We start from the raw sequence: 13,289 nt of genomic DNA on the forward strand, positions 1-13,289 counted from the left end.
AAATAAATGACATCTATACTATTTTTTTTAACTTTTTCTTTAACAGTTTTATTTTTTGTTGCTTTAGCTAAATTGGTTAAAATTAATCTTTTTTCACCAAGTATAATCACAATATTTTTCTGGATGTATTTGGTTTTTGCTTATCTAGGCATTTTTGGATTATACTTCGGATTGGATGAATATCGTTTCATATTAGGAGTTAATGATAGATTAAGAATAATACAATTATGGGTTTATAGTAGTATAGCACTATTATCAATTATAATAGGATTTATTTTCAGTAATAAGCTTCTCAGAATGAATCTTAATAGTAATAATTTTAAAAAAGAACAATTGACACTGACTAAAAGCACGAAGTTTGTTTTATTAATTTTATTTTCTGTGAGTATAATTGTTTTTTTAATATATTTATCTAAATTACCTTCTATACCTATTGTATCATTACTACTGGGAACATCTGAGGGAAGTTTAAAAGCTTTAAGAAGCGCAGCTACAAATGCTTTTCCTGGAGGTTATCATTGGTATAGCTTGTTTTTTAATTCAATATTTTGCCTTCTTTGTTATGTGACATTTGCCGAATTACTAAAAAAATATAACAAAATAAATATATTTATATTTGCCTCGGTGTTTGCTTTTACAGCCTTTGCAGCGATTGTACCTACACACAAGGCTCCAATAATATGGATTTTTATTGGCTTACTAATTACATATATGATTGTACGTAATAAGAGGTTTTCTTTCAAAACAATAATGATATTTACAGTTATTGCTATTCCATCACTAACATTTATGTATAAATTTTTTATGGGGTACGAAGATAGAACATTATTTGAGATTTTCAATTCAATCATTAGCCGCACCTTTACCGGGCAAATAACTCCAGCATATTTTTATTTAGAAATATTTCCAGAAAAAGTTGATTTCTTATTAGGTAGATCACTTCCTAATCCTATGGGAATATTACCATGGGAACATTACCAAATAAATGTAGAAGTAATGAATTATATGAATCCTCACTTAGTTGGATCGGATATAGTTGGATCTGCCCCTACTGTGTATTGGGCGGAAGCATATGCAAATTTTGGTTTTTTAGGAATTATTGTTACTTCAATAATTATAGGAGTAATCCTATATAGTGTTCAATATATTGTTTTGAGCTTACCTAAATCCTCTCTAACAATAGGACTAAATACGTGGTTAATGTTAGAATTGCAAAAGCTATCAATAACTGGGATTAGTAATTTTATGTTAAATATCGATCTTTTTGTAATTTGTATAATCGGCTTTTTCTTAATTATATTTGAAAATAATATAGCAAAAAATAAATATAAAGCGAAAGTTGTTTCCCCTTTAACCAATCTCAATGGTTAATTACTAAAATAAAGTTAGTATTACATGAAATCAACATAAATAACAGCATGTGGAAGGGATAACTAGTAGAAATACTCTTGTTTTATAGAGACTATTCAAAAACTTTTATTCGTTGAATGTTTAATTAACTATTAGTATTAGATTCTAATTTTTTTGAAATGTCATTTGTAAATATTACCAGTTTTAGTTGTTTTATAAGTGTTTCAAATTAAAGGAGGTAATAAATTTGGCCAAACAATTGCACATTATTGTTATGTCCCCTTTGTATAAAAATGGAGGAGGAATACAAACATGGTTGGTTTACTTCTTAAAGGGTATATTAGAAAAAGATATTTATTCTAAAGTATATATTTATAATATTAAACCGGCCAATTATCAAGATTCTATTTCAACGTTGTTTAAAAATAAGGTTGAGTGTGAATTTTTAGATATAGATTTGAAGAATAGTATTGGAAAAGGAAATGGTTTTAAAAATATATTAGATTACACGATTAAAACAATTAAGTTAATGAGAGGTTTAGTAAAAAACAATGACAAAATTATTATTATCGGCACCATATTTACTGCGCCAGTAGGCATTATTAGTAACTTTATATTTAAAAAGGCAATAATTGCTACCTGGATAAGAAGTCGAACAGTAGGAGAATTAGCAGCTAGAAAGTCTAAGTTTATACGTATTGGTAATTTTCTAGAAAAGAAGCTTTTGAATGTATCTGACATTATAATAGCGAATGGGCATGATACACTTCAATATTACAAAAGTATTTTTCCAGTGCATCAAAAGAAAATGAAGGTAATTGAAAACGCTGTTGAATATAATAAATTCTCGGATTTGCAGATACCAAATTTCAGAAAAAACATTATTTCTATAGCTTATTTAGGGAGAATGGTGGCTGCAAAAGGATTTTCAGAATATATTAAGGCTGCTAATCATCTAAAATCGAATTCGCTAAGTTTTTCTGTTCATGGTCATGGAGGGGAAATAGAGAGTGATAGTATAATCTATTGTGGATCGTATTCACCAGATGATGTTACAGATGTGCTGTCTAGACATGGCATAATTGTTTTTTTAAATAAAAATAATTCTGCCGGAGGGTTATCACATGGGCTTTTAGAGGCAATGGCTTCAGGTAGACTCATTATAGCATGGGATAATCCAATCCACTCACAAGTACTGGATAAAAATAATTCAATATTAATTGAAGAGGGTAATGAGAAGGATTTAATTAAAGCATTTGAATCGTTTACAAAATTATCAGATGAAGATATTGCATCCTTAGAAAAAAAATGTTTACAAGTTAGAAAAAAAGCAAAAGATTATTCAGTTGAAAAACATATAGACAAATTTATTGCTATTATGGACAAAAATAGTTTTGATAATAAATAAATAGAATTATTTCCACAGCAAATGTTTACCATAAACATTGTGTTGTATTATTGATACCAAAACTGAGAAAATCCATGACTATGAAATATTTTTAGTTTTGATTCATCATATGTTATCTAAACACTTCTAGTGGTGAATATAATGAGGAAAGTTTAAAGTGTTAGGACTATCAGAATTGTATTAAGTGATGATAGAAGGATTGCTTTCAACTATTGATAAGTTTATAAGCTCTTACAATTTATATTAGAAAATAAAGTTAAAAAGTTTGAAAAAGATGTAGCTATATATAGTAATGCGGATGCGGGAATTGGTGTTGGAAACGGGTCTGATGCAATAAATAATGCCTTACAAGCTGTAGGAGTTAAAGATGGGGATGAGGTTAGTACAACACCTTTTACATTCTTCGCTATTGCTGTATCTAGATTTGGAGCAGTACCAGTATTCGCTTATCCTGATACTGTTACATTAATATCAATCCAAATAAGACTAAACAAGCAATAACGGATAAGACAAAGGCAATTATTCCTGTTCATTTATATGGCCAAATGGCTGATATGGATAAAATAAATGAGATAGCTCAAGAACATAATTTAGCTGTTGTTGGAGATGTTGCCCAAGCAATTGGGATAGAGTTTCAAGGGAAAAACTAGGGGAACTTGGAACTGTCAGCTCATATAATTTTTTCCTGAATAAAATTTGGGTGCATATGGTGATAGGGGAATGATTGATACTTCTTAATAAAGGAGTTGCAGAGAACAGTCGAGTAATTCGTGTACATGGGAGTAAGCCAAAATACTATCAACATGTTTTAGGTTACAACAGTCGACTTGATGAATTGCAAGCAGCTATATTAAATGTTAATTTTAAGAGGTTACCTGAATTTCCCGACCTAAGAAGACAGAAAGCAGTTTTTTCTTCGCCAAATTTATGCAAGGTTATTTTCTGAACATGTACCTTCCTCAATTGAAAAAGTAGGAAACTATCATATGTTTCACAAATATACCTTGCGTATTGAAAAAAAGAGACGAGTTAAAAGATTACTTAAAAGAAAATGGTATTGATTCTATGATTTATTATCCAATGCCATTACATCTTACATCTTCAACTAGTGTTTAAAAATTCGGTTGAAAAAAAGGTGATTTTCCGATAACTAAAAAATCAATTGAAGAAGCTTTATCTTTTTCAATGTATCCCGAACTTAATAGGAAAACCATGAGTATAATTGAGAAAATGGTAGAGTTTATAATAATAATTAATTTGCAATCACTTGTTGGGTAGGAGGCTAATATGAAAGTCCTTCATTTAAGTTCTAGTTATCCTTTTACGGACTTGTATAAAAATTTATTACAAGAATTAGATAATAAGGGTATTGAACAAACAATGTACGTATCAATTAAGGATGTTACTTTAAAAAATAAACGCACTATAGAAAATCCTAAAGGAACTAATTACATTTTTTCTGCTACATTCAATAATTTGGATAGGTATATATATTATACAAAAATTCAAAAAATATATAAAGATATAAAGAATAATGTTGATTTTAATCAAATTGACCTTACACACACACATTTCCTATTTTCGGATGGAAGTATTGCTTATAAAATAAAAAAGGAATTTGGAATTGATTATATTGTTGCTGTTAGAAATGCCGATGTGAATTTCTTTTTTAAGTATGGTTTTCACATACGTAACTATGGAATAAAGATTTTAAAAGAGGCAAAAAAAGTCATTTTTATATCACCCACTTATAAAGAAAGAGTATTACAAAGATATATACCGGAAAAATTAAAAGCTGAAATAGATCAAAAATCGTACATAGTCCCTAACGGTATAGATAAATTTTGGCTAGAGAACGTTAATCGTGAAAAGAATATTAAATTAAATTTAAAGGAAATTAATTTAATATTTGTCGGAGAGCTTAATAAAAATAAAAATATCATTAACTCCTTAAAGGCAGCAAACCTTTTGATCAAAAAAGGTTATAATATAAATTTTAATATAATTGGAAAGGGTCCATTGGAAATTGAAATTAAGGAACTAATAAAAGAAACTAAAAACGAAAAGAACTTTAAATTATTTGGGTATGTTAAAGATAAAGAAGAATTGCTTAAGTTATATAGAAACTCGGATATATTTATAATGCCTTCTTATCATGAAACGTTCGGTTTAGTATATATTGAAGCAATGTCCCAGGGATTACCAGTAATATATTCTAAAGGGCAAGGAATTGATGGGTATTTTAATAAGGGAGAAATAGGTTACCCCGTCTCTCCAGATAATCTGTTAGATATAGTTGAAAGTATAGAAAAGATTATAAAAAATTATAATGAGATGTATAAAAAAACTATTGATAAAGTTTACGATTTTGATTGGGAAAAGATAGCGGAAAGATATATAGGATTATATAGAGAAATTTATGAACCTTGATTTGAGCCAAGAAATTATAAAAGTATTTCTATCATAGCATAGTGAATAAATTGAGAACTTAATTAATAGAAAATAATGATTACCATAAAATCTACAAGAATTGGGTGATAATTTATGAGCCAACCAATTAAAATTGGTCGAAATGTAATAATAGAAGATAATGTAACATTCGGTGAAAATGTAACAATAGGACATAATGTAATTATTTATGAAGGTACTGAAATAGGAAGTAATGTTATCATTCAAGATAATGCAGTAATCGGGAAGCAACCAACAAGGGCGAAAGCATCGATATTACCAAATACTAAGCAATTACCCCCAGCAAAACTTGGATCTGAAGTTACTATAGGTACTTCAGCTATAATATACGCTAATTGCATTATCTCTGATAATGTATTTGTTGCAGATCTCGCAACTATACGTGAGAGGGTAGAAATTGGTGAATATACTATTATTGGACGTGGAGTAGCAGTAGAAAATGATTGCGTAGTTGGAAAGAGATGTAAATTAGAGACGAATTGTTATATCACAGCATACTCAGAGATTGGGGATTATGTTTTTATAGCTCCTTGTGTTGTAACTACTAATGATAATTATATGGCAAGAAGCAGAGAACGTTTTGATAAGTTTAAAGGAGTTACTATTAAAACAGGTGGTAGAATTGGTGCAAATGCGACAATTTTACCTGGTAAAGTAATTGAAGAAGATGGGACAGTTGCTGCAGCAAGTATTGTTTCCAAAGATGTCCCAAGAGAGATTCTTGTGGTTGGTACACCTGCAAAAGAACTAAGAAAAGTGCCTGAAAATCAATTGTTACGAAACCAAGAAAGGTAGATATTAGTGAATATCTGGATTTTTAATCATTATGCAGTTGGACCTAATTCAAGCGGGATTACCCGTCATTTTGATTTGGCAAAAGAGCTAGTTTTATTAGGCCATAATGTGACTATCTTTGCCTCCTCATTTAATCATCAAAAAAGAGAAGAAGAACAAAACTATGATAAAGATGATTATTTTAATTATAAAGAATATAGTGGTGTGAAATTTTATTGGCTAAAAACAACTAGCTATTATAAAAATGATCATAAAAGAATTCTTAATATGTTTTCATATACTTATAGAGCTAACAAATTAGCAAAAATAGTTAAAGAAAAACCGGATATTGTTATTGGTTCTTTAATGCATCCACTGGCAGCAATATTAGGCTATAAAGTTGCAAAGAGGAAAAAAGCCAAATTTTATTTTGAGGAACGAGATTTGTGGCCACAATCACTTGTAGATTTAGGTAAGATTTCGCCAAACAATCCAATTGTAAAAGTATTAGGAGAATTGGAATTGTTTTTATATAAAAAAGCCGATAAAATTATAGTATTATTTGATAAGGCACCAGAATATGTGAAGAAAAAAGGTATTGCACAAGAAAAAGTCATTTATTTACCTAACGGCGTTGATATTAACCGGTACCACACAAAAAGTGTACTACCTGAAACTCATTTACATGCTCTAGAGGAACAGAAATCAAAGTTCTTATTAATATATACTGGAGCTCATAGCCTAGCAAATTATTTAGAGGCAATGGTAGATATTGCAATAAAAGTAGATAGATACGATAAGAATATTCATTTTGTATTGATAGGTGACGGACCTGAGAAACAGAGCATTATTAAAAAGGCGGAAGATCACAATTTGAAAAATATTACTTTCTTGCCTCCTATTCAGAAGGAATTTATTCCATCAATTTTAAATTATGCTGACGCAGGTATAATAACAATGAGAAATGCAGAAGTATATAAATGGGGGATAAGTTTAAATAAAATGTTTGATTATATGGCAGCTTCATTACCTATTTTTATGCTTAGCAATCTAAAAGATACAGTGATTACTAGAAATAATTTGGGTATAGTATCAGATGGAGTTGATCAGATTACAAATGAAATATTAAGAGTATCCAAAGATCAAAAATTATTACAAGAGTATAGCAAGAATTCTTATAAATATGGAGAAAGTAATCATACATGGAGTATGTTAGCCAGAAGACTGGAAAGTCATTTTTAAATTCCTTCTTCAATTTAAAATTTTAGGGGTTGTGTAGTAAATGGAATTAAATGAGATATTGCATAATGAGCACAAGTATCTAAAAAAATTTAATTATAGCTCTATTATGATTAGTACAACTGCTAAACACGCGTTAGATTTTAGAGTACTTCCACGTAGAAATATTCCGGGTGTAATGGCTATATCTTGTTTTATGATTAATGATGAAAATATGTTGAAAGATACCCTCTCCTTTTTTGACGGTAAAATAAACAATTTCTACATTGATGTAGAATTAAAGCAGAATTTAAACTTGCTCAAAGTTGCAAAAGAAGTAATTCAAAGGTCAAAGTTGGTAACAGTGAAACCAAATGATACTACTATAGAATCCTGCGATTTATTGATTCGGAATTATTTTGATGATAATTTATTTAACAAAAAAATAATCATAATAGGAACTGGTAACTTAGCCAGTAAAATGGCTGTGAGGCTTGCTGAAAGACAGGCAAAGATTTACCTTATTGGAAGATCAAGAGAAAGGGAAAACAGACATATTGGAGCCTTAAACTTATTTTTACCAAAATATTCATCTCTTATTCAATCAGTTGAAGAATTGCAATCTAAGGAGAAAGTAGATTTGATTGTATCTTTTCTATCTGGTAAATTTACCAAAGATGATATTTTATTTCCACTAATACACCAAGACACACTTATTATAGATGGTGGAATAAATAATTTTAGTAATGATTTTATTCAGGAAATGTTATTAAAAAACGTTCAAATTACAAGGCTTGATACAAGGATTGCCCTACCTTACCAGTTCTTGTCGACTCATGAATATACTAATAATTTTTTTAATGATGTCTATGGACAATCTATAATTCAAGGAGTATCTGTAGCTGCTGGTGGATATATCGGTAAAGTAGGTACTGTAATTGTAGATAGTATTAAACAACCGAATCAGGTGATTGGAATAGCAGACGGGAGTGGAGGTGTGAAAAAAAGTGAACAGCTCAGCGAAACAGACAGAAATAGGCTACACCAAATCGAAAAATTCATTTCAACTTGTAATAAAACGATTATTTGATATTGTATTTAGTCTAAGTGTACTGATAGTACTGAGTCCTTTATTCTTAATTTTGGCTTTACTAATTCTCAAAGAAGATGGCCGCCCTATTTTTTTTAAACAACGACGTAGTGGAAAAGAGAATATTCCTTTTGAAATGTATAAATTTCGCTCGATGAAGGTAAAGCAAACTTCTGAAGGAAAGAGTAAAGGAAGAATATATGATTGGGAGAATGGAGTCCCAGACGATTTTGTATTTAAAACCGGATCAGTTGAAAATCCGAATATAACTAAGATAGGTAAATTCATCCGAAAATATAGTCTGGATGAGCTACCGCAATTTATTAATGTGTTAAAAGGGGACATGAGTGTAATAGGCCCAAGACCAGAAATAATACAAATTACTAAATGTTATAGTACGGAACAAAAGCTTCGTTTAGCTGTTAAGCCAGGTATTACAGGTTGGGCACAAGTAAATGGTAGAAGTGATATGGTCCATGGTAAGAAGATAAGACATGATTTGTATTATGTAGAAAACTTTAATTTATGTTTGGACTTTAAAATACTATTTAAGACAATAAGTCAGGTATTAGTTGGAAAAGGGTCTGTTTGAGTGTTAACAGACCTTTTAGCATTGAACCTTTGAATCCAGCTTTTGATACGTTACATAAAAGGTTTAGTTGTCAAAAGGAAAAGATCAAAATTTTTTAGAAAAGTATTCTGAGTTAAAATATACGAAAAAACTTATAACATTCTTTAATCTTTAGGAGTTGTATTAGCACAGAATTTTATATGAAAAATAGTGTATTTAACTAATAAATTTTCAGGTTATCAATTATTAAAACCAGTAGTGGAATTTTATTTACAAATAATATTATGGAGGATTTAATATGCAATTTAGAGATTTAAAAACGCAGTACACTACATATAAAGATGAAATCGACTCAACAGTTCAAGAAGTAATGAATAATGCCAGTTTTATTGGTGGTTCAATAGTGAAAGAGCTTGAAGAAGAATTAGCAGCTTATGTAGGTGTAAAACATTGTATTTCTTGTGGGAATGGTACAGATGCGCTTTCCTTAGTACTGATGGCTTGGGATGTAAAAGAAGGTGACGCTGTATTCGTACCTGATTTTACTTTCTTTGCAACTGGCGAAGTTGTTTCCTTAAATGGTGCGACACCTGTATTTGTTGATGTAGATGAAACCACTTTTAATATCGATCCTAATAAACTTGACAAAGCTATCCAAAAAACGATTGAAGAAGGAAAATTATCTCCAAAAGTAGTTATACCTGTAGATCTATTTGGATTACCAGCTAACTACCAAGAAATTGAAAAAGTAGCTAAAAAGTATAACCTATTAGTTCTTGAAGATGGGGCTCAAGGATTTGGAGGAAATATTGATGGGAAAATGGCATGCAGCTTTGGAGATGCTGCTACAACCTCTTTCTTCCCAGCTAAGCCATTAGGATGCTTTGGTGATGGTGGAGCCATTTTTACGAACGATGATGAGTTAGCAGCATTGTTAAACTCTTTAAAAATTCATGGAAAAGGCGAAAATAAATATGATAATGTTAGAATTGGAGTAAATTCAAGACTTGATACAATACAAGCAGCAATATTGAAGATTAAGCTAAGAGCCTTTAGAGAACATGAGTTAGATGATGTTAATCGAGTATATGAATTGTACAACAATAAGCTAGAAGATTATGTACTAAAGCCAGTGATTCCAAATGGTTATTATTCTAGTTTCGCACAATATACAATTAAATTAGACTCTAAAACACAACGCGATGGGTTACAAAGCCATTTAAAAGAACAGGGAATTCCTAGCATGGTATATTATGTAAAACCAATGCATAAACAAGAAGCATTTTCTAATTTGAATTTTAACGAGAGTGATTTTGAGGTTACTAATAAATTATGTGATACCGTTCTTTCCTTACCAATGCATCCTTATTTAAAGGAAGATGAAGTTGCAAAGGTTGCTAAGACTGTGAATGAGTTTTTAGGTTAAATGAGCCTTATTATGTTTTAAACTATTAAATATAACGAAAATATAAGTGCAAGTTTGTAAAAATAAATACAAATTTGCACTTATATTAATATTCTTTTAAAGAAAGTTATTATCTATAAAAAACATTTAGATAAAAAGGATAAATAGTATGAAAAAGATATTTATTTTATTTTCTGTTTCTTTAGGATTGCTCTTTTACCTATTGTTACAAAAAGATTCTGAAACAAAAATAACGGAAGAAATATATAATGATCTATATGAACAGCAATCTGATTGGTCGATTAATCAATTTCCTGCAACGAATCCTGATTACAATGCATCTAGTTACGCTTGGGGATGGAGTTATGTTGCTAATTCTTTAGTGGATATGTACAGGGTTACAGAAGATAAGAAGTATTTAGATATACTTACACAACAGATAGATTATATCTTTTCTCAAACAGATGAAAAACTTGGAATAGAAAGTTTTACTGGTACAGGCCACTCCCTACCAGCCTGGTCAGATCGAGGACATTACACATCTGGTGAGTTTAATTATACATACCCAGTGCATACTGGCATGATTACGCTACCTATTTTACGATTTGTTGACACAGTTTATACGAATAATCTTAATGAATATAAAGAATCTGCTGTTCGCTTCTTAGCAGCATCAGGTGAGGCGCTTGCTGTACATAACCAGGATAATATGTGGGTGGACTTTTCTGATACAGAAGGTTTTTATATTGGACACCCTTATGGAGAGGGCTATGTATCAGAAGCAAATAAAATAGGAATACCAAATAGAATCAGCGTTTATTTAGCAGCTGCAGGGCTATACGACAAGTTAACCGAGGGAAATACTTACAGTGAACGAATCAAGAAAAGTTTAAATTACTTTAAGGATTCTTTGTTTAAATATGATGAGGAGTTTGATTCATATTACTGGAGTTATTGGGAAGAGCAAAATATCCAAAAACCCTGGGAAGACATCAGCCATGCTATGATTACTGTATATGGAATTTTTATTCTGCATGAAGAGGCAGGATACACTGTATTTACAGAAGAAGACTTTGAGAAGATAGCAAATAATGTTTATAAAGTAATAGATGATGAAAGTTCACCACCACAAATGAGGAAATTTATTCATAAAAGAGGCGAAGAAGAAAAAGCATACTATACTTCAGAAGAAAACCCATATTACTATGACGTTTTAAGATGGAGCTTTTTAGGGGTATATGACGAAGAAATACTGGATATATTAGAAGAGGTTTACGAGGAAACTAACGTTGAGGAAATGAACCCACAAACGAGATTAAACAGTATTGCTTCTTATTTATATGCAAAAGAGAAAACAAGAGGTATTCCTTGGTGATGTGAAGTAAAGAAGGGTTTATCAACAAAATGTTTAAGTTCTTTTAATCGCATGAAAAAACTCACTGCCTAGCAAGATCCGATTGACAAATTTGAAATTTAAAGGATCATGAATTATATTAATAGTCATGGTGTAAAAAATAAATTATAATTGTTTTTCAAGAAAAAGTATACCGTACTAATAGGACATAAATAAAAATTTTCCAATTAGATATCTTTATAATTAGGTATTTTAAGATCGGTCAATGCAAACATATATATAAGATAAATTAGTTTATTTTACGCTCGCTATATAAGAATTAGGAGTGAGTTCTCATGAAAATAGCTGTAGCAGGAACCGGCTACGTCGGCCTATCCAACGCAGTACTTCTAGCACAACACAACGAAGTATCTGCCCTAGACATAATTCAAGAAAAAGTAGACATGATCAACAACAAGAAATCACCAATCGTTGATGAAGAAATTCAAACATTCTTAGAAACAAAGGAACTAAATTTAACAGCTACTACAGACTCAACAGCAGCTTTTAAAGATGCTGAATATGTTATTATTTCAACACCAACAAATTATGACCCAGATAAGAATTATTTTGATACAAACTCGGTTGAATCGATAATTGAAACGGTTATCGGCATAAATCCGAATGCCATCATGATTATCAAGTCAACAATCCCAGTGGGATATACGAAATCAGTACGTGAGAAATTTAAGAATGATAACATCATTTTCTCTCCAGAATTTCTAAGAGAAGGTAGAGCCTTATATGATAATTTATATCCATCTCGAATTATTATTGGAGAACAATCAGAACGCGCGAAGAAGTTTGCTGATATCTTAGCTGAGGGTGCGATGAAGAAAGATATCCCTGTGCTTTTCACGGATTCAACCGAAGCAGAAGCGATTAAATTATTTGCAAATACCTATTTAGCAATGCGTGTTTCATTCTTTAATGAGCTTGACACATATGCAGAGTTGAAAGGGTTGGACAGTAAACAAATTATTGAAGGAGTTGGACTCGATCCTCGAATTGGGGATCATTATAATAACCCATCCTTTGGTTATGGTGGTTATTGCTTACCGAAGGATACAAAGCAATTATTAGCAAACTATGCAGATGTACCAAATACTATTATTAAGGCAGTCGTTGATGCTAACTCAGCGAGAAAGGATCATATTTCTAAGATGATTACGAAACGAAATCCAAAGGTCGTTGGTATCTATCGTTTAACAATGAAAACTGGTTCCGATAACTTTAGACAATCAGCTATTCAAGGAGTTATTAATCGAATAAAAGATCAAGGAGTAGAAGTAGTCATCTACGAACCAGTACTTGATGCTGAGGAATTTGATAACTCTCGTGTGATTAAAAACTTTGCAGCATTTAAACAGGAAGCAGATGTAATTGTTGCTAACCGTTTGTCTGATGAGTTGAAAGATGTGAAAGAGAAGGTATATACGCGAGACGTGTTTAGTAGGGATTAATTCGTTAAGTAAAACAAGCTATGTTTTTGTCAATAGGAAATTGAGCCAGAGCGATCACTTAAAAAGTGAGCCACTTTATATAAATTGTTAGGTGTTAGGAGGTTCTTGCCAGTAGGGAAAGAACCTCCTAACACCTTGCGCTGCACTT

At 30.8% G+C, this 13,289-nt stretch carries 11 protein-coding genes and 1 pseudogene; all 12 read left to right on the plus strand.

Translation table 11 applies throughout. The features are described from left to right. Positions 1-6: 6 nt before the first annotated feature. The 12 genes and pseudogenes from D1B32_RS17620 (at position 7) to D1B32_RS17670 (ending at position 13,141) form a co-directional block, all read left to right on the plus strand. On the plus strand, positions 7-1,371 hold the full coding sequence (locus tag D1B32_RS17620) for an O-antigen polymerase (protein ID WP_118890025.1): 1,365 nt from the start codon (positions 7-9) through the stop codon (positions 1,369-1,371). A gap of 226 nt (positions 1,372-1,597) precedes the next feature. Further along, positions 1,598-2,758: a glycosyltransferase family 4 protein gene (locus D1B32_RS17625; protein WP_118890026.1), complete on the plus strand. Its 1,161-nt coding sequence runs from the start codon at positions 1,598-1,600 to the stop codon at positions 2,756-2,758. Positions 2,759-3,040: 282 nt separating this feature from the next. Beyond that, positions 3,041-3,408: pseudogene (locus D1B32_RS24470) on the plus strand (DegT/DnrJ/EryC1/StrS family aminotransferase). Positions 3,409-3,482: 74 nt separating this feature from the next. Next, complete coding sequence (locus tag D1B32_RS24475) at positions 3,483-3,704, plus strand: DegT/DnrJ/EryC1/StrS family aminotransferase (RefSeq protein WP_262366371.1); 222 nt, start codon at positions 3,483-3,485, stop codon at positions 3,702-3,704. Positions 3,705-4,045: 341 nt separating this feature from the next. Further along, positions 4,046-5,188: a glycosyltransferase family 4 protein gene (locus D1B32_RS17635; RefSeq protein WP_118890027.1), complete on the plus strand. Its 1,143-nt coding sequence runs from the start codon at positions 4,046-4,048 to the stop codon at positions 5,186-5,188. A 114-nt stretch (positions 5,189-5,302) separates the two neighbouring features. Continuing rightward, positions 5,303-6,022, plus strand: a complete 720-nt coding sequence (locus tag D1B32_RS17640) for an acyltransferase (RefSeq protein ID WP_118890028.1) — start codon at positions 5,303-5,305, stop codon at positions 6,020-6,022. A 6-nt stretch (positions 6,023-6,028) separates the two neighbouring features. Continuing rightward, the gene (locus D1B32_RS17645) at positions 6,029-7,243 is read left to right on the plus strand and encodes a glycosyltransferase family 4 protein (protein WP_118890029.1); all 1,215 of its coding nucleotides are present in this window, start codon (positions 6,029-6,031) and stop codon (positions 7,241-7,243) included. 40 nt (positions 7,244-7,283) lie between these two features. After that, positions 7,284-8,309: a Rossmann-fold NAD(P)-binding domain-containing protein gene (locus D1B32_RS17650; protein ID WP_118890030.1), complete on the plus strand. Its 1,026-nt coding sequence runs from the start codon at positions 7,284-7,286 to the stop codon at positions 8,307-8,309. Beyond that, positions 8,227-8,901 (plus strand): sugar transferase, encoded by a 675-nt coding sequence (locus tag D1B32_RS17655; RefSeq protein ID WP_262366370.1) that lies wholly within the window; start codon positions 8,227-8,229, stop codon positions 8,899-8,901. The genes D1B32_RS17650 and D1B32_RS17655 overlap by 83 nt, the downstream gene beginning before the upstream one ends. 277 nt (positions 8,902-9,178) lie before the next feature. Further along, a complete protein-coding gene (locus tag D1B32_RS17660) occupies positions 9,179-10,306 on the plus strand; it encodes a DegT/DnrJ/EryC1/StrS family aminotransferase (RefSeq protein WP_118890031.1) in 1,128 nt (375 codons plus the stop codon). 148 nt (positions 10,307-10,454) lie between these two features. Next, complete coding sequence (locus tag D1B32_RS17665; protein ID WP_118890032.1) at positions 10,455-11,660, plus strand: hypothetical protein; 1,206 nt, start codon at positions 10,455-10,457, stop codon at positions 11,658-11,660. A gap of 314 nt (positions 11,661-11,974) precedes the next feature. Continuing rightward, on the plus strand, positions 11,975-13,141 hold the full coding sequence (locus tag D1B32_RS17670) for a nucleotide sugar dehydrogenase (protein ID WP_118890033.1): 1,167 nt from the start codon (positions 11,975-11,977) through the stop codon (positions 13,139-13,141). The last annotated feature ends 148 nt before the right edge of the window (positions 13,142-13,289 follow it).

The sequence above is a fragment of the Oceanobacillus profundus genome, from assembly GCF_003515705.1.
Lineage (GTDB): Bacteria > Bacillota > Bacilli > Bacillales > Amphibacillaceae > Oceanobacillus > Oceanobacillus profundus.